The following is a 17,402-nucleotide window of genomic DNA, read 5'->3' on the forward strand; positions in this document are numbered from 1 at the left end:
GATCACTTTGAATAAATGACTTGTTTTTAGCAGCACGACCTTGTGCTGCTTTTTTGCGGTTTCTTTCAAGGGAAAAAATGTGATACACTGATAAGCGAGAAAGCGCATGCGGCGCTGGAATTCTTGGAGGAATAAAATGAGTTATATTGATGTAGTGAAAGAAGTGAAGAAATACACAATGGGCGATACGGTGATTGCTGCCAATGATGGCGTTTCTTTTTCCGTAGAGAAAGGCGAGATCGCGCTGATCCTTGGACCTAGTGGTGCCGGTAAATCCACCGTATTGAACATACTAGGCGGGATGGATCAATGCGACAGCGGCCAAGTGATTGTCGATGGAACCGATATTGCTAGCTTTGATGCTAAACAACTAACGACCTATCGTCGCAAAGACGTCGGATTTGTCTTTCAATTTTATAATTTGGTGCCGAATTTGACGGCTAGAGAAAATGTGGAACTATCGGCACAAATCGTACCCGAAGCACTTGATGCAGCTGAGATTTTGACCCAAGTTGGATTAGGTGATCGCTTGGATCACTTTCCTGCACAATTGTCTGGCGGTGAACAGCAAAGGGTCACGATCGCTCGTGCCATAGCCAAGAAGCCCAAACTGCTGCTTTGTGATGAACCAACTGGGGCACTTGACTATGAAACAGGAAAACAGATTTTGGCTATTTTAGAAAAAACAGCTCGCGAGACCGGGACGACCGTTTTGATCATTACACATAACAGTGCATTGGCTCCCATGGCGGATCGCGTGATCCATATCAATGACGCAAAGGTTCGCAAGATGGAAAAAAATACTCATCCGATTCCAATTGCCTCTATTTCTTGGTAAATGCCTATGAAAAAAACATTATTACGTTCCAGTTTACGTGAAATTAGACAAGCACCCGGGCGGTTTCTGTCCATTTTAGGCATTATCTTTTTAGGAGTCGCTTTTTTTGTCGGGATCAGCGCCACCGGCCCTAATATGAAACAAGCTGCTGAAGATTACTTTTCTCGCCAACAATTAGCCGACCTCACGATTGCTTCAACTTTGGGGTTGTCGGATACGGATCGCCAAATCATTGAGGAAATGCCTGGTGTTAAGGCGGTTGAGGCGGAGCAGATCGCCGATATCAATTCCGAAAATCATCGCGCTGTGATTCGTGTCTTCTCTCTTTCAACTGAACGACCTGTCAATCAATATGAGGTGACTTCTGGTCGATTGCCACAAAAATCAGGGGAAATCGCCTTAGATCAAGCGGCGCAAAATAGTGGTAGTTTCGAATTAGATGAATCCTTTGAGTTACCAGAAAGTGGCGAAAATCAATTAAAAACCCATACCTTCACGATCGTGGGCTTTGTCAATAGTCCTGAATATATTGAGAACTTTCATCGGGGGAACAGTACCGTTGGTAATGGAACCGTGGATTACTTTGCGGTGATTCCTGAGGAGGATTTTAAAGAAAGTGCGTACGCCCGATTTTTAGTTCGCTTTGATGACTTATCTCAAATGGAAAGCTATTCAGTAGCGTATCAGACGAAAAGAGATCAAATAAGTGATGAAGTTGAGAAAAAGTTGGCTCCTCGGGCGCAAGGACGCAGGCAAGAGCTGATCGATGAAGCGCAACCAGCCATTGACGAAGCCAAAGAACAGATCCGCGACGGAGAAAAGGCTCTGCAAGAAGCACAAAGGGAACTCGACGACGCACAAGAAAAACTAGCACAGGCGCACCGGGAACTGACGGAACAAGAAGCAGCCTTCCAGGAAAAAATTCAAGCTGCCCAAGAGCAGTTGACTAGTGAAGCACAAAAAATAGCTGAGGGCAAGCAAGCATTGGCGGAAAACCAACGACTGCTGGATCAAAGCGAACAAGCGTTGCTTCAGCAAGAAGCCCAAATAAAATCGGCCCAAGACCAATTAGCGCCTATTTCGGCACAAAAAACCGAACTACAAAATGGCGTCCAACAAGTGGAGGAGCAACTTGCTCTGGCATACCAAGGTATGGATCAAATCAAAAGTGTGGGTCAACTTTCTGCAGAGGAGCAAATGGCCCAGCTGCCTACCGTCTATGCACAAGTAACGGCCGCTCTGGCACAGTTGAACCTGCCGACAGATGTCATTGGTCCGATTCCTGATCTGGAGGAAATCGATGAAACGATGATTGCTACTATGCTGACGGCAGCTGAAGATGTATTAAATCCACTCATTACCGAAGGTGAGCAACAACGTGCCCAATTACTCGGGCAATTGGCTACAATCAATGACCAAGAAGCGCAACTTCAGCAGGCACAGCAGCAAGTCAACGCTGGTTGGGGCCAAATCAGTGCCGGACGCCAAGAATTGGCACAGGCACAGACCCAGATCACACAAGGAGAATCGCAGCTGAGTGTTGCTCGTGAGACTTTAGCTTCTGAGCAAGCCAATGGTCGGTCTTTGCTAGACAAGGGCTGGCTGGAATACCAAGAAAACGAAGCAACCCTTCAAGAAAAGCTTGCTGAATTTAAAGAAAGAGCGCCCAAAGAACGCGAAAAACTTGAAGATGCCAAAAAAGAAGTTGCGGAAAAAGAGCAAGAATTGTTGGAGCTAAAACCGGCAGTTTATCGTGTAGCAAATCGGGATGCCAATCCTGGTTATTCAGAGTATCAAGACAATGCGGAACGCGTTTCGTCTTTAGCCACGATTTTTCCTGTCATTTTCTTTTTGATCGCAGCCTTAGTGAGTCTAACCACTATGACGCGGATGATCGATGAAAAACGCAGTGAGATCGGAACGTTGAAAGCACTAGGCTATCGTAACTGGGAAATTGGCCAGAAGTTCTTACTATATTCCTCTGCAGCAGGCATCACAGGTGCTGTATTGGGTCTAGCAGTAGGCTTTTCCTTTTTTCCAGCAATCATCATTCAAGCTTATGGACCGCTATACAATCTCACGGAGTATGACACCCCATGGTATTTGCGGCTTTCATTGATTGCTGTGGGAGTCAGCTTGCTTTGTACCATCGGTATCGCGCTACTGGTTTTACGTTTTGATTTAAGACAGTCATCGGCATCCTTGCTAAGACCAAAGGCGCCAAAAACAGGGAAACGAATTCTCTTAGAAAGAATCACCGTTATATGGCGTCACTTAAGTTTTATTCAAAAAGTTACAATGCGAAACTTGTTTCGCTACAAGTCAAGAATGCTCATGACCATCTTAGGGATCGCCGGATGTACGTCCATGATCTTGACTGGATTTGGCTTAAGAGATTCCATCAGCAATATCATTCCTTTACAGTTTGAGAAGATCTGGCAATATCAGGCAGTGATCACCTTTGATGACGAGGACTCCCAGGCAATGAATGAAACAAAAGCTGCTGCAGAAGAAATCGACGGTTTTGACGAAGGATTGTTCTTGCATACCGAAAGCCTGACGTTGGCTCAACCGGGGGTGACGCAGCAAGAAGTGACCGTAACCGTGCCAGAAGATCCTGCGGCTCTATCGAGATTTGTCCACTTGAATGATCGGGTTTCAGGAGAAGCTTACGAACTAGGAAAAGATGGTGCGATCATCAATGAAAAACTTGCTAAGTTGTTTGGTTTATCAGTGGGGGACACCCTGACGTTAACGAATGAAAGCGGCGAAGAATTTCAACTAGAGGTAGCTGCCATTGCAGAAAACTACACGGGGCATTTTGCTTATTTGACACCTGAAATGTACGAAAAAGTTTTTCAGGAAACGCCTTCTTACAACAGTGAATTATTGAAATTCAATCAGCACTTAAGTAAAACGGAAGAAGAAGCGATCGCAGCTGACCTGATGGCACAAGACAATATCATCAATGTTTCCTTCCTTTCAGCTTCAGCAGATGCCTTGGATGACACGACAGCAACCTTGAACATCGTTATTTGGATCTTGATCTCGTCAGCAGGAGCATTAGCCTTTATCGTATTGTACAACTTAAACAATATCAATATAGCGGAACGCATTCGAGAGTTGTCGACCATCAAAGTGTTAGGCTTCTATGATCGGGAAGTGACGATGTACGTCTTTCGAGAAAATATCTTCTTAACGATCTTCGGTATTGGATTTGGCTTGTTGTTAGGGGTGCTTCAGCATCAATTTGTCCTACAGACCATTGAAGTCGATATCGCCATGTTTTCACCGACAGTCGAACCAATGAGCTATGTGTATGCAGCTGGATTGACCAGCTTGTTTTCAGGCGTGGTAGGGATCGCGATGTATTTCAAGTTGAAACATGTCAATATGATTGATGCCTTGAAAGCCAATGAGTAACAAAAACAGCCTTTTTTCAGAAGCATTCTGGAAAAAGGCTGTTTTTATTTGTCTTGTTTTTCTTGTTCAGAGATTTCCCCTTGGACTTCTTCTAGCATGGCTTTTAGTTCAAGTTCTTTTTGCCTTAGAACGACCAGATCTTCTTGGATCTCATCCTTTTTCTCTTCCTCAGGCGGTCGAATAACGAAATTGATCGACAAGGCTACTAAGGTGCCAATAAAAGTATCAAGTACACGGTCCAATGCAAAGATGATCGATTCCCCTTGAGGGACACTGGAAGTGATCAAAAGCATCGTTGCAATGGCAGAGATAATGCCAGAATTGTTATTGATGCCATCTGAAAAAACGATAACAAAGATGACCAGTGCGGGCAGGACAAACAATTCAATCAGAAAGTCATTTTGAAAATATTGCTTGGTTAAAAAATAAAAAATAGCTGTACCGCCACCGATCGTATTTCCTAACACCCGTGATTTCCCAAAAGAGATCGTTGTGGTCAGGTCTTGCCGCAATGAAAAGACAGCAGATAAGGCAGCAATCAAAGGCTGGCCGCGATCAAGGAAATGAAAGAGCAGGATACAAAGCATGACAGCGATGGCTGTTTTTATCGTTCGCATACCTAAGCGAAAACGCCCCAGTTTCATGGTAGAATGCCCCCTTTACTTAATCATACCCAAAGCGGTTGAGAAATTCTAGTCTTATTCCTCACAATTTAGTATACTTTTCAAAGGAGGTGACAAAAATGAAAATTGGATTGAGAACAGTCAAGACGGCAATTGCTGCGGGTTTGTCCATGTTTCTGGCACAGCAGATCGGTCTATTGTATGCACCAGCAGCAGGAATCATCGCAATTTTGAGTGTAGGGAATACAAAGAAAACCTCGCTCTTTACAGGGATCGGTCGTTTGGTCTCCTTGGCGATCGCGACGCTCTTAGCTTTTGTCAGCTTCCATCTTTTAGGCTTTGGTCCGCTGGGCTTTGTTCTTTTTCTCTTCCTATTTATTCCGACGGCAGTCTCTTTCAAATTAACCGATGGGATCGTGGTCAATTCGGTCTTGGTGACCCATTATATGATGGAACGTTCTTTTGCTTGGCCACTGATTGGAAATGCTTTTTTGTTGATGAGTATTGGCATCGGCTTTGCACTTTTATTTAATTTGTATATGCCAGACGGCGAACGGGCATTGAAAGAAAAACAGCAGTTGGTGGAAGAAACGTTTAAAAGTCTTTTAAAAGACATGTCGATCGCGTTAACAGAAAAAGAGAAAGCGACGCTTCCCCATGTCTGTCAAGCACTGTTAGGAGAGATCAAACAGGGCAAGCAGCAAGCAATGGTTCATAGCGAAAATCAATGGCGAGGAGAAGGCTCCTATTATGAAGAGTACTTTACTATGCGGCAAAGCCAAGCCCGCTTACTCTTGGAAATGGTTGATCTTTTACAATTATTTTGGGTAGAAGAAGCCTATACAAATGCGTTTCAAGAGCTACTATCTTTTACTGCTGAGTCCTTTCATGAAAACAACAATGGCAAAGAAATCTTGGCAAAAATCGCTGCGCTTTATGAAGATTATCGACAAAAGCCATTGCCCCAAACAAGAGCAGAATTTGAAAATCGCGCCCAGCTGTTTCAGTTTCTGCAAACTTTTAAAAGTTTTATTGAAATCAAAGCCGACTTTTCTGAACAGATTGAAACTATGGAACGTTAAAAAAGACTCCCGCAAAGGAGTCTTTTCATTTTTACTGCTGTTCCCAAAAAGCTTGCATTTGATCCAAAACATCAATGACATCGGTGGTCAAGTGGATCGATCCTTTGATTTCGCCGTCGATGGCTTTGATCATATTCGCAATTTCATAATTAAGGGCTTGACTGCTGTCGCCCGCTTCAATCACTTCATTTGTTCCATCGCGGAAATGAATCACGGCTTTGTCCGCACGAGGGTATTCATCTACGGTAATGTATCCTTCTTCGAAAGCGACGATACCGGTTTTAGGCATTTTCGCTTGGAAAGTCAGCGTGACACTAGCCATTTCATCGGCTGGATTTTGTAGGATCGTGACTGATTGTTCATCCACCCCTGTAGAGAAGGGTTTCATGCTGCTAAACGTCACTTCTGGTGTATCCGTCATGAAAAAGCGGGCAAATGAAACAGCATACGTACCAATATCCAACAAAGCACCGCCGCCTAAATCTGGATTAAAGAAACGATTGCTTGGGTCTGGATCTTTGTAGCTGCCAAATGGCGCTTGGATCATTTTTAATTTTCCTAAGCGTCCGGCATCGATCTCTTCTTTCAACCGGGCGTAAACCGGCATATTGAAAATCGTCATTGCTTCTTCTAAGACTAGATTTTTTTCTTTGGCTAAGGCTAGTTCTTCCGCCAGCTCATCGGCACTGGTGGTGATGGCTTTTTCGCAGAGGACATGTTTTCCTGCCATTAGAGCTTTCATAATAAATTCATGATGAAGATCATTAGGTACAGCAATATAAACAATGTCGATCTGTGGATCTTCCAACATAGCATCTGTGCTTTCATAAGCATGGGGAATAGCATATTTTTCGGCAAAGGCTTGGACTTTAGCGAGACTGCGGGCACTGACCCCATACAGTTCACTTGCTTCATTAGAAAAGCCAGCAGCAAATTGCGTTGCGATATCTCCAAGGCCAATCATTCCCCAACGGTATTTTTTCATCATTGATCATCTCCTTCGTATTTAGTATAACAAAAGAAATCAATTCTTTAAAATAATCAAAAACAATCGCAAAAAGTTTCCATTATGACAGACTTTCAGTAAAATATAGAAGAGGAGGGATAACATATGCATAATGTATCAATTGCCATTATTTTAAATACGATCATTGAGCAATACACATCAGAAAAACAGTTTTATGAGACGCATTTAGGTATTACTGAGGAACAGTGGGAAGCATGGAAAAACGGCACAATGAGTCTGTCACCTGCTGAAAATCAGAAAGTAAAGCTGTTGTTTTCGGATTATGAATGGATGCTGATCCAAAAAATCATTCGACAGACTGTGATTTATCCAGAAAAACGCAATCAAGCGGTCGTCGAGTTCAAAAAAATGAAGACGCAAATCGCCAGAACGTGGTTAGCTAGTGATTTAGCGAAAGTCGAATTGTTAACAGAATCTGAAGAAACAGCCCAATACCTTGATTTGAGAGTCAGTATTACGTATGATGAATGGGGTTATGATGATATATTAAACTTCCGTTTGCCAGCTATTGTTCAACAGCAAATTCGCAATGAAAAAATCGAACTGTTAGAGTGGGTCAAAGAGAATTTGGAAGAAACTTATAATTAAAGGTAGGGGTTTTTTGAAAAAGTATTATGGAATGGCTGCGGCGGCGGGCTTCTTGTTCTTGGTTCTTTTAACCATTCAAGTGAACCGGGTGACCGCAGTCACCCCAACTAAGAATGGAAACATCGCTCGTTCTACCGATCAAACGGTGACGAGCGCAACAACAGAATCCAGCAGTCAAGCTTCTATGGGAAGCGCAGAAGATGCCCAAGAGCAGGCAGCTGTTAGTGATGAAGTGAACGAAGAGAATTTCCCAACCGTTTCATTGGATGATTGGTCATTGGTTTTGGTAGGACCAAACAATAAAATCGAAAAGGAAATTGCCCAAAAAGATTTGGGGAAGTTGTCGAATGGCTATCTCGTCGATCAACGCATCGTATCAGCATATGAAAAGCTGGCAGACGCTGCAAAAGCTGCAGGACATCCTTTGGCGATGGTCTCTGCCTACCGTTCAGTAGCGTATCAAGAGGAGATATTCAATGCCAATGTCCACACCCTTATGAGTCAAGGTCATACAAAAGAAGAAGCAATTCGTATCACGAAACTGACCTTTACTGAACCCGGGTATAGCGAACACCATACTGGGCTTGCTGTTGATGTTGTCGATCAGGACTGGTATCAAAATCATACAGGTGAACTGCTCAATGAGGGGTTCGGTGATACTGATGGGGGAAAATGGTTACAAGCTCATGCAAGGGAGTATGGGTTTATCATCCGTTATCCGAAAGGAAAACATGGTATAACCCAAATCGATTATGAGCCATGGCATCTAAGATATGTAGGAGTCGAAGTGGCGACATACATTGAGGAACATGCGTTGACCTTTGAAGAGTTTCTCGAAGAAGCAAAAGAACACATCGCTAAAAAAGAAGCAGAACTGTCATACTATGAATTGGAAAATCCTTTGGAAGAAAACTGGATCTATGAGGATTCTCTTGCTAAAAGCCAGAAAAGTAGTGATCGTCCACAAGATGAGTTGTTGATGAATGGAGGCAATTTATTCGCCAAGAATGCGTTTAGTCAGACAAAGGAAGTGAAAAAATGAGTGCAAGACGAAAAAAACAGAAGACCCGCTTCCCGCTAGTTTTTCTAGGGCTATTCTTAATTGGGATTGCCTTTATTTTTTCCTTGAATAGTTTGGCAGACCCTCTTCCAAAAGAGGAGGAAACAAACACGGAAGCACTGTCTCACGAAGAATTTATTGATCGCATCGCTCCTTACGCACAAGAATTGCAAAAGGGCTATGGGATTTTACCGAGTATCATAATCGGGCAGGCGATCCTTGAATCAGATTGGGGTCAGAGTTCTCTAGCCAGCGAATACAATAATTTATTTGGCATCAAGTCGTTTGGTCATTCAAAAAAGGTGACATTAGATACCCAAGAGTTTTATAATGGAGAATGGGTCACGATTCAGGGAGATTTTCGTGTCTATGACACTTGGGAAGAATCAATGGATGATCATACGATGTTATTTGTAAATGGTGTGGATTGGAATCCTGCACTTTATGTAAATGTCTTGACAGCAAACGACTACCGCAGTGCCGCACAAGCCTTACAAGATGCAGGGTATGCAACGGATCCAGATTATGCCAGCAAAATCATTCAAGTCATTGAAACCTACCAATTGAATCGATTTGATCAATAAGAAAAGAGAGTTGGCTGCTTATGGAAGAAAAATATATGCCAAAAATCACCACTGATTTACGCAAAGATATCGTGAAAGTGCCTAAAGTTATTCGAGAGGCTAGCGGTATTCAAATATTTGGCAAACAAATCCGCTCCATTATTTTCACTACGGATATTGCGATCATCCGTAATACAAATGCGGATGCTGTGATTGCGGTCTATCCCTTTACACCACACCCAGCAATTACGAAAGCAATCATCGAAGCAGCAGACATTCCAGTGTTTTCTGGTGTCGGCGGCGGCTTGACCCAAGGATTTCGCTCGTCTTATATGAGCATGTTTGCTGAAGCCCAAGGATCGATCGGGGTCGTTTTAAACGGACCGACGCCACTGAAAACTGTGGAGCAAGTCTGTAAAGTTGTAGATATTCCCGTTATCAGTACCGTAACGAGTAAGTATACCGAAATTGATGCCAAGCTTGAAGCTGGTGTGAAGGTCATCAATATCAGTGCTGGCAAGGACACAGCAGATACCGTGGCTTTCTTCCGTAAAAAATATCCGAAGCTGCCGATTATTGCAACCGGCGGACCAACCGATGAAAGCATCGTAGAAACGATTGAAGCAGGCGCAAATGCCATCACCTACACGCCACCTTCCAATGGGGAGCTTTTCAGTAAAAAGATGGAGCACTATCGTGACATGGAGAAACCAGAGTAGGAAATGATCCACAAATGAGAATATTTTTATTTATAAAGGGCATTCCATGCTTGTGTTTTTAATCAAAGACAGGCATAATCGAATCTATCATTTAAAAATTACTTGTATATCGTCGAAATATGGTCGACAGTCTCTACCCGATACCGTAAATATCGGACTATAAGTAAAAATCGTGCCTGTTAGACACTTTTTTTGCTTTGGCAAAAAGAGTGTCTTTTTTTTCAGGATGGAATAGAAAGGAACGAGGAGAGCTAGGATGGAAAAATTAGTTGAGCGTATCAAAACACACGGAAATGTGCTGGGCGAAGGGGTTCTTAAAGTGGACCAATTTTTGACCCACCAAGTGGATTATGAGTTGATGAAAGAAATCGGTACAGTCTTTGCGCAACGATTTCAAGGAAGTGGCATCACAAAAGTAGTGACCATCGAAGCTTCAGGGATCGCACCAGCACTCTATACTGCAGAACAGTTACAAGTACCAATGATCTTTGCCCGTAAAGCAAAGAGTCTGACGATGGATGAAGAGCTACTGACTGCATCTGTCTATTCCTTTACCAAGCAAGTGACCAGCCAAGTGTCGATTTCAAAGAAATTCTTATCTTCAGATGATACGGTCTTGATTATTGATGATTTTTTAGCAAACGGACAAGCAGCAAAAGGGTTGATTGAACTGTGTCAACAAGCAGGAGCGAACGTCGTCGGTATCGGTATCGTGATTGAAAAATCATTCCAAAGTGGTCGACAATTACTTGAAGAAATGGGGATTCCTGTTGTTTCACTAGCACGGATCGCCTCATTGTCTGAGGGACAAGTCAGCTTTTTGGAAGGAGATGCCTAATGAAAGAAACGAATAGCCGTTCAGCAGTTTTAGGCTTGCAGCATTTGCTAGCGATGTATGCAGGAGCTGTTGCCGTTCCTTTGTTGATTGGAACGGGTCTGGGCTTCAATGAAGAACAAATGACGTATTTGATCTCGATCGATATTTTCATGTGCGGAATCGCTACGCTTTTGCAACTAGTCGTTACCCGCTTTTTCGGGATCGGCCTACCAGTCGTTTTAGGCTGTGCCATCCAAGCTGTCTCCCCATTGATTTTGATCGGCACCAAATCGGGGATCAGTGCGATTTACGGAGCGATCATTGCCGCTGGGATTTTCATTGTTCTAATCGCTGGCATTTTTTCGAAAATCAAAGTCTTGTTTCCCCCATTGGTGACGGGAACGGTGATTACCGTCATTGGCTTGACCTTGATTCCAGTCGCCATCACTAAAATCGGTGGAGGGGATGCCGCAGCTGTTAACTTTGGTGATCCCACGAATTTATTGTTAGGTTTTGTGACGATTGCCTTGATCATTGGCGTGCAGGTGTTTGGCAAAGGCTTTATTCGCTCGATTGCCGTTTTGATCGGTTTGATCGGTGGGACTATTCTAGCAGCGCTCTTAGGATTAGTGGATCTTTCTGCCATTGCCCATGCGCCTGTCTTTCATTTGCCTCAGCCTTTTTATTTCGGTTTACCAACCTTTGATCTGTGGTCGATCGTCTTGATGATCATTATTTCTATCGTTAGCTTGGTAGAATCAACCGGCGTTTATTTTGCATTGGGAGATATTACTGAAAAACCGATTACAGGCAATGACTTAAAGCGCGGCTATCGTGCGGAAGGCTTGGCAGTGATTCTTGGTGGGATTTTCAATACGTTTCCTTATACTGGGTTTTCACAAAACGTAGGGTTGGTTCAACTTTCTGGTATTAAGACGCGACGCCCGATTTTCTTTTCAGCAATCTTTTTGATCGTATTAGGGTTATTTCCAAAAGTCGGTGCCATTGCGCAAATCATTCCAGAAGCAGTACTGGGGGGCGGCATGTTAGTGATGTTTGGCATGGTCGCTGTCCAAGGGATGCGAATGCTGAGCAAAGTTGATTTTATGAATGACAAGAACTTGTTAGTGATTGCAGTATCGATCGGTTTTGGTTTAGGGTTCAATATGATGCCCACTTTATTCAGTCAGATGCCTGAAACCGTCCAAATGTTTACAGGCAATGGGATCGTCATGAGTAGTTTGACTGCCATTGTTTTGAATCTGTTCTTCAATGGATTGCCGAAAGAAACAGACGAAGTGACGGAATTGAGCTTGCAACAGTAAGTTGATTTGATCCAGACGAGGATTCGTCTGGATTTTTTGCATTGTTCCTTTATTTTTCTTATTATCGGTTATCTGACTTGATGAATACGGATCATTGAGAAAAAAACGAACAATGGGAAGTAAATTTCGTTGATAGTTCGAAAATATTTTGACAATGCACGGGCTACTCGTTACTATTTAGAGGTGAAAGTGATTGTTAGCAGAGCCGTGTGGCTTCGGGATATCTCAGACGCAGCGACAAAAGGTTGCTAACAAAAGGATTTTCGTAAAAATACTTCTGAGGTTTATTCAGAAGAAAATAGTAAAAAATCGTTGGAGGGAAAATCGAATGAAACCAGCAGTTGCAGTGATTATGGGGAGCCAATCAGATTGGGAAACAATGAAGGAGTGCTGCTTGATTTTAGATGAGTTAGCGATACCTTATCAGAAAAAAGTCGTTTCGGCACATCGTACACCAGATTTGATGTTCGAATTTGCCGAAACAGCCCGTGCAGAAGGAATCAAAGTCATTGTTGCAGGAGCAGGGGGAGCAGCCCATTTGCCGGGAATGGTGGCAGCTAAAACAACATTGCCGGTCATTGGTGTACCCGTGCAATCCCGCGCGTTAAATGGTTTGGATTCCCTTTTATCGATCGTGCAAATGCCAGGTGGTGTACCAGTAGCGACAACGGCGATCGGAAAAGCTGGCGCAACTAACGCAGGACTACTTGCAGCCCAGATGCTTTCCATGTATGATTTAGAGATAGCGGAGAAATTAGACGCACGAAGAAATACATTAAAAGAAATCGTATTGGAAAGTAGTGATCAACTTGATTAAACCTTTAATGCCCAACGCAACGATCGGAATCGTTGGCGGAGGACAGCTAGGTCGTATGATGGCAATGAGTGCCAAAGAAATGGGCTTTCGGGTTGGCGTTTTAGACCCTACTGCCAATTGTCCAACAGCCCAAGTCGCTGATTGGCATATTGTTGCTGCGTATGATGATGTGTTTGCTTTAGAAGAAATGGCTCGACGTGCCGATGTAATCACCTATGAATTCGAAAATGTCAGCGTTGAAGCATTGAACTCTATTTTGCCTTACTCCCATATCCCTCAAGGCACCGATCTGTTAGCAATCACCCAAGATCGTTTATTAGAGAAGTCCTTTTTAGAGGCAAACAATATCGTGATTGCACCTTATGCCACCATCATCAGCCCGACAGACATCCAAGATGCCATCGACAGCATTGGTTACCCTTGTGTATTAAAAACCACCAGAGGCGGCTATGACGGAAAAGGACAGCACGTGCTTTACAGTACGGCTGATTTGGCGCCTTCCATGAATTTGCTTCGCGAAGGAACTTGCGAATTAGAAGCATGGATTCCTTTTGAAAAAGAATTATCGATTTTAGTTGCCGGTAATGGAGAAACCTTTACCACTTTCCCAGTGGTAGAAAACATCCATCGCAACAATATTTTGCATCAAACGATCGCTCCTGCGCACATTGATCCAGAAGTCGCGGAAGAAGCCAAACGGATCGCTCACATTATTGCAAAAGCTTTGGATCTACAAGGCGTTTTAGCCATCGAAATGTTCCTAACCAAAAGCGGCGGCTTGTATGTCAATGAATTGGCGCCACGCCCGCACAATTCGGGTCACTATTCGATCGAAGCTTGTTCCATGAGTCAGTTTGACGCTCATATCCGCGGTATCTGTGGCTGGCCGTTGCCGGAAGTTTCTTTGCTTTCACCTGCAGTCATGGTCAATGTCTTAGGCGATGAATTGACAGAAACCTATGAGTTGATTGCCACAAAACCAGCTTGGCAATTTCATTACTATGGCAAAGAAGAAGCAAAAACCGGTCGCAAAATGGGACATATCACTATTTTGACGGAAGACATTGCAGAAACCACTGAAGAAATCTATCAAACCAATATTTGGGATTAAAGGAGATAAAAACATGTTAGAGCGTTATACAAGACCAGAAATGGGTGCTATTTGGACCGATCAAAATCGCTACCAAGCGTGGCTAGAAGTCGAGATTTTAGCTGACGAAGCTTGGGCGGAATTAGGAGAGATACCGAAAGAGGATGTTGCATTGATTCGTGAAAAAGCATCCTTTGATATCGACCGTATCTTAGAGATCGAAGCGCAAACGCGACATGATGTGGTTGCTTTTACCCGAGCAGTCTCTGAATCTTTGGGTGATGAAAGTAAGTGGGTCCACTACGGCTTGACGTCGACGGATGTTGTTGATACGGCGTATGGCTACTTGATGAAACAAGCCAACGATTTGATTCGGGAAGATTTGAACCGTTTCGTGACGATCATTGGTGAAAAAGCCAAAGAATACAAGCATACCGTGATGATGGGACGTACCCATGGTGTTCATGCGGAACCAACGACCTTCGGCTTGAAATTAGCCTTGTGGTATTCAGAAATGAAACGCAATGTCGAACGTTTTGAGTGTGCTGCAAAAGGGGTCGAAGCGGGCAAGATCAGTGGTGCCGTTGGAACCTTTGCAAATATCCCTCCGTTTGTCGAAGAGTATGTCTGTGAAAAACTAGGGATTCGTGCGCAAGATATTTCCACGCAAGTATTACCTCGTGACCTACATGCAGAATATTTTTCAGCAATGGCATTGATCGCAACCAGCATTGAGAAATTTGCCACCGAGATCCGTGGACTACAAAAATCAGAAACGCGGGAAGTCGAAGAATTCTTCGCCAAAGGACAAAAAGGTTCTTCTGCTATGCCCCATAAGCGTAATCCAATCGGTTCTGAAAATATGGCCGGACTTGCAAGAGTCGTTCGCGGTCATATGGTGACGGCTTATGAAAATGTCTCCCTTTGGCATGAACGGGATATCTCACATTCATCGGCAGAACGGATCATTATTCCGGATACGACGATTTTGATCGATTACATGCTGAATCGCTTTGGCAATATCGTCAAAAATCTGACCGTTTTCCCAGAGAATATGAAGCGCAATATGAATGCGACCTTTGGATTGATCTACAGCCAACGAGTGATGTTGAAATTGATCGATCACGGAATGACAAGAGAGCAAGCCTATGACTTGGTTCAGCCAAAAACAGCGCAAGCTTGGGATGAACAAATGGATTTCCGTCCATTGTTAGAAGCTGATCCAGCAATCACGGATGTTTTGACCAAAGCCGACTTGGACGATGCGTTTGATTACAACCATCATTTAAAACAAGTTGACACGATTTTTGAACGTGTCGGTTTAGCCGAATAAAAAAAGCCGCAACCTTGAGACATACGTCTTAAGGTTGCGGCTTTTTTTTTAATAATGTTCAGCTAAATAGGTCAATAGATCAGGGGCTAAACCAGTTGCTGATTGGTTATCCTGGCGATCTTCTAACATGGAAACCATCAGAAATCCTTGATCTTGCGAATCGAAGGCGAATAAGAAGCTGTTTTCTTGGCCTTTTTCATCTTGCTTTTCTTTGATTTCAGCAGTTCCTGTTTTGGCAGCTAGTGGAATGTTCAGCGCTGCCAAAGAGTGTGCCGTTCCGTTGGCATCTGAGACAACCGCCGTCAAATCTTGATTGATTTGCTCAATCGTCTCTGCTTTAAAGACTTCTTTGTCCTTTTGTTCTGTCTCTTTCAATAAACGAGGATAAACCAGTTTTCCTTGATTGGCAAAGACCGAATAAGCAGCAGCTTGCTGAATGGGATTCAGTAACAGTTCTCCTTGTCCATAGCCGGTATCTGCCAGTAAAATCTCTGAGTTGAAGGAGTCTTCATTGGAAATTTGAGCAGGATTCATCGCAATCGGTAAATCCAACGTTTCACCAAAAATCAATTTCGACAAACCGTTACGAAAAGCATCTTCACCCATAGCTAAGGTTTGTTGTGCCATATAGATGTTATCAGAGTAAACCAGTGCATCTTTTAGATTGACAGAAGCTACGTCGCTGACTCTGGTGACAAAATAGTCCCCCCATGAGCTGTCTTTTTGCCACTTCAATCCATCGATCGCAATACTTTGGGTAGGGTCGATCGTACCGTTTTCTAAGCCAATCGCTGCCGTGATGGTCTTAAAGGTCGAACCTGGCGCATAGGCCGTAGCAAAGCGGCTGATGAAAGGCAAGTCTTCGTTTTGTTCATACGCATCGTAGTCTTCTTGGGAGATCCCTTGGGTCATTTTATTGGGATCATAACTCGGTGAGCTGGCTAATACCAGCAGATCACCGGTTTTTGGTTCTGTGACGACCGTGGACCCCGCCTGATTTTGTAAGGCGTCAAAAGCTGTCTTTTGGGCTTGTGCGTCAATGGTCAGTTGGATATCTTTACCATCTGCGCGTTCTTTTTCTAAAAGAACCGATTTTTCAGCACCGTCTTCATCTGTGATGGCGATTTTTCCGCCATTTTCGCCCCGCAACTCTTTGTCAAAGGCAGCTTCCAGACCACTACGACCAATTTGTCCGTTGCTTGCTAGCGTTTCATCCTTTTCGATATCTTCTGCAGTCACGTTCCCTAGATAACCAATCAACTGGGCAGCGGCTTCTCCAAGAGGATAAGTCCGTCCCGTCGTTTCTTTTAAGCTTGTTCCAGTTGGCATTTCATCGGTTGGTTCGATAATCTTTAAGGGAACGAACAACTCATCTTGGACCCACGATTGAGCCAATGCTTGATCGATCGCATCTTCTGTTAGGTCAAAACGCTCCGCGATTGCTTTGATATTGGCGGTTTTTTCGTCTCCCGTACCCAGCTGCCCCGGAATGACGCCTAGTTGATAGAGCGTGCCATTTTCTGCTAGCGGTTCATTATTTCGGTCGAGGATTTCTCCGCGTGTGGCATTATCTACCGAGATACTGATTTTGTCTTGTCCTTCCATTCCCGGAAAAATCAATTGAGGCGACCAATCGATCTTGGCTTGATCATCATTCAGAGTAATCGTGCCACTATAAGACAGCTCTGTTAATTCACCTAAGGAGGTGGTTAAGGAACCGTTGTATTGGAAATTGAATTGATCGGAATCCTTATCATCGGGCGTTACCTCAATTCCTGAAGCTTTAAATGATTCGGCACCGATACCAGTGAAAATCGCTTCGTATTTTGCTGAGACTTCGTCTGCGGTAAAGCCGTTTGATTCCAAACTTTCTTCGGTCAGTAAAGCAGATAGATCGCTGTACTTCTGATCAGATATAGCATCGATAAAGGAATTGAGGACTTTTTTTGCTGCTGCTTCTTCTTGTCGATTTTGATAGACTGTATAGCCATAATAACCGCCACCAAGTACTAATAAGGCGGCAGGGAGTGCCAGCCAGACGAAACGCTTAGGTTTTTTCGCTGGTTTTTCGTTGCGAGAGCGCCGGTTTTCTGACAT

General features: G+C 43.7%; 15 protein-coding genes and 1 riboswitch. Of the genes, 12 read left to right on the top strand and 3 right to left on the bottom strand.

All coding sequences use genetic code 11. From position 1 onward, the window contains the following. Nucleotides 1–136 precede the first annotated feature (136 nt). Nucleotides 137–838, top strand: coding sequence for an ABC transporter ATP-binding protein (locus tag IGI78_RS07055; protein ID WP_081118527.1), 702 nt, complete (start codon nt 137–139; stop codon nt 836–838). After that, a complete protein-coding gene (locus IGI78_RS07060) occupies nt 839–4,261 on the top strand; it encodes an FtsX-like permease family protein (protein ID WP_195265803.1) in 3,423 nt (1,140 codons plus the stop codon). Nucleotides 4,262–4,305: 44 nt separating this feature from the next. Here IGI78_RS07060 and IGI78_RS07065 read toward each other — a convergent pair whose 3' ends face one another. Then, nucleotides 4,306–4,905 carry an FUSC family protein gene (locus IGI78_RS07065; RefSeq protein ID WP_077453807.1) on the bottom strand — a complete coding sequence of 200 codons (600 nt, stop codon included), beginning with the start codon at nt 4,903–4,905 and terminating at the stop codon, nt 4,306–4,308. A gap of 98 nt (nt 4,906–5,003) precedes the next feature. On the opposite strand from IGI78_RS07065, the gene IGI78_RS07070 reads away from it, so the two are divergent. Then, nucleotides 5,004–5,966, top strand: a complete 963-nt coding sequence (locus IGI78_RS07070; RefSeq protein WP_077453806.1) for an aromatic acid exporter family protein — start codon at nt 5,004–5,006, stop codon at nt 5,964–5,966. Between the two features lie 31 nt (nt 5,967–5,997). Here the strand turns inward: IGI78_RS07070 and IGI78_RS07075 are convergent, their stop codons facing one another. Next, nucleotides 5,998–6,954: a Gfo/Idh/MocA family protein gene (locus tag IGI78_RS07075; RefSeq protein ID WP_081118529.1), complete on the bottom strand. Its 957-nt coding sequence runs from the start codon at nt 6,952–6,954 to the stop codon at nt 5,998–6,000. Nucleotides 6,955–7,077: 123 nt separating this feature from the next. On the opposite strand from IGI78_RS07075, the gene IGI78_RS07080 reads away from it, so the two are divergent. The 9 genes from IGI78_RS07080 (at nt 7,078) to purB (ending at nt 15,305) form a co-directional block, all read left to right on the top strand. Beyond that, the gene (locus tag IGI78_RS07080) at nt 7,078–7,581 is read left to right on the top strand and encodes a hypothetical protein (RefSeq protein WP_077453804.1); all 504 of its coding nucleotides are present in this window, start codon (nt 7,078–7,080) and stop codon (nt 7,579–7,581) included. 31 nt (nt 7,582–7,612) lie between these two features. Next, nucleotides 7,613–8,623 carry a M15 family metallopeptidase gene (locus IGI78_RS07085; protein ID WP_142962676.1) on the top strand — a complete coding sequence of 337 codons (1,011 nt, stop codon included), beginning with the start codon at nt 7,613–7,615 and terminating at the stop codon, nt 8,621–8,623. Next, complete coding sequence (locus tag IGI78_RS07090; RefSeq protein WP_077453803.1) at nt 8,620–9,225, top strand: glycoside hydrolase family 73 protein; 606 nt, start codon at nt 8,620–8,622, stop codon at nt 9,223–9,225. The genes IGI78_RS07085 and IGI78_RS07090 overlap by 4 nt, the downstream gene beginning before the upstream one ends. Before the next feature lie 20 nt (nt 9,226–9,245). Next, entirely contained in the window at nt 9,246–9,923 is a 678-nt protein-coding gene (locus tag IGI78_RS07095) for a hydrolase (protein WP_077453802.1), read from the top strand. Nucleotides 9,924–10,005: 82 nt separating this feature from the next. After that, nucleotides 10,006–10,103: riboswitch (purine riboswitch) on the top strand. Nucleotides 10,104–10,179: 76 nt separating this feature from the next. After that, complete coding sequence (locus tag IGI78_RS07100; RefSeq protein WP_081118531.1) at nt 10,180–10,761, top strand: xanthine phosphoribosyltransferase; 582 nt, start codon at nt 10,180–10,182, stop codon at nt 10,759–10,761. Beyond that, entirely contained in the window at nt 10,761–12,065 is a 1,305-nt protein-coding gene (locus tag IGI78_RS07105) for a nucleobase:cation symporter-2 family protein (protein ID WP_430618557.1), read from the top strand. Before IGI78_RS07100 ends, IGI78_RS07105 begins: the two co-directional genes overlap by 1 nt. 328 nt (nt 12,066–12,393) lie before the next feature. Next, nucleotides 12,394–12,882, top strand: coding sequence for a 5-(carboxyamino)imidazole ribonucleotide mutase (purE, locus tag IGI78_RS07110; protein WP_081118533.1), 489 nt, complete (start codon nt 12,394–12,396; stop codon nt 12,880–12,882). Further along, the gene (gene purK / locus IGI78_RS07115) at nt 12,875–13,993 is read left to right on the top strand and encodes a 5-(carboxyamino)imidazole ribonucleotide synthase (RefSeq protein ID WP_216682734.1); all 1,119 of its coding nucleotides are present in this window, start codon (nt 12,875–12,877) and stop codon (nt 13,991–13,993) included. Before purE ends, purK begins: the two co-directional genes overlap by 8 nt. A 13-nt stretch (nt 13,994–14,006) precedes the next feature. After that, complete coding sequence (gene purB, locus IGI78_RS07120; RefSeq protein ID WP_194195428.1) at nt 14,007–15,305, top strand: adenylosuccinate lyase; 1,299 nt, start codon at nt 14,007–14,009, stop codon at nt 15,303–15,305. A gap of 48 nt (nt 15,306–15,353) precedes the next feature. Here purB and IGI78_RS07125 read toward each other — a convergent pair whose 3' ends face one another. Beyond that, entirely contained in the window at nt 15,354–17,402 is a 2,049-nt protein-coding gene (locus IGI78_RS07125; RefSeq protein WP_430618559.1) for a penicillin-binding transpeptidase domain-containing protein, read from the bottom strand.

Origin of the sequence: Enterococcus sp. DIV1767 (assembly GCF_050542585.1) — a bacterium.
Classification (GTDB): Bacteria; Bacillota; Bacilli; order Lactobacillales; family Enterococcaceae; genus Enterococcus_D; species Enterococcus_D innesii.

Excerpts from the sequence above, each read along its gene's own strand:
- IGI78_RS07100 (WP_081118531.1), top strand. The coding sequence starts at position 10,180 with ATGGAAAAATTAGTTGAGCGTATCAAAACACACGGAAATGTGCTGGGC.
- IGI78_RS07095 (WP_077453802.1), top strand. The coding sequence starts at position 9,246 with ATGGAAGAAAAATATATGCCAAAAATCACCACTGATTTACGCAAAGAT.
- IGI78_RS07125 (WP_430618559.1), bottom strand. The coding sequence starts at position 17,402 with ATGTCAGAAAACCGGCGCTCTCGCAACGAAAAACCAGCGAAAAAACCT.
- IGI78_RS07070 (WP_077453806.1), top strand. The coding sequence starts at position 5,004 with ATGAAAATTGGATTGAGAACAGTCAAGACGGCAATTGCTGCGGGTTTG.
- IGI78_RS07090 (WP_077453803.1), top strand. The coding sequence starts at position 8,620 with ATGAGTGCAAGACGAAAAAAACAGAAGACCCGCTTCCCGCTAGTTTTT.
- IGI78_RS07055 (WP_081118527.1), top strand. The coding sequence starts at position 137 with ATGAGTTATATTGATGTAGTGAAAGAAGTGAAGAAATACACAATGGGC.
- IGI78_RS07105 (WP_430618557.1), top strand. The coding sequence starts at position 10,761 with ATGAAAGAAACGAATAGCCGTTCAGCAGTTTTAGGCTTGCAGCATTTG.
- purE (WP_081118533.1), top strand. The coding sequence starts at position 12,394 with ATGAAACCAGCAGTTGCAGTGATTATGGGGAGCCAATCAGATTGGGAA.
- IGI78_RS07080 (WP_077453804.1), top strand. The coding sequence starts at position 7,078 with ATGCATAATGTATCAATTGCCATTATTTTAAATACGATCATTGAGCAA.
- IGI78_RS07085 (WP_142962676.1), top strand. The coding sequence starts at position 7,613 with ATGGCTGCGGCGGCGGGCTTCTTGTTCTTGGTTCTTTTAACCATTCAA.
- purB (WP_194195428.1), top strand. The coding sequence starts at position 14,007 with ATGTTAGAGCGTTATACAAGACCAGAAATGGGTGCTATTTGGACCGAT.
- IGI78_RS07075 (WP_081118529.1), bottom strand. The coding sequence starts at position 6,954 with ATGATGAAAAAATACCGTTGGGGAATGATTGGCCTTGGAGATATCGCA.
- IGI78_RS07060 (WP_195265803.1), top strand. The coding sequence starts at position 839 with ATGCCTATGAAAAAAACATTATTACGTTCCAGTTTACGTGAAATTAGA.
- IGI78_RS07065 (WP_077453807.1), bottom strand. The coding sequence starts at position 4,905 with ATGAAACTGGGGCGTTTTCGCTTAGGTATGCGAACGATAAAAACAGCC.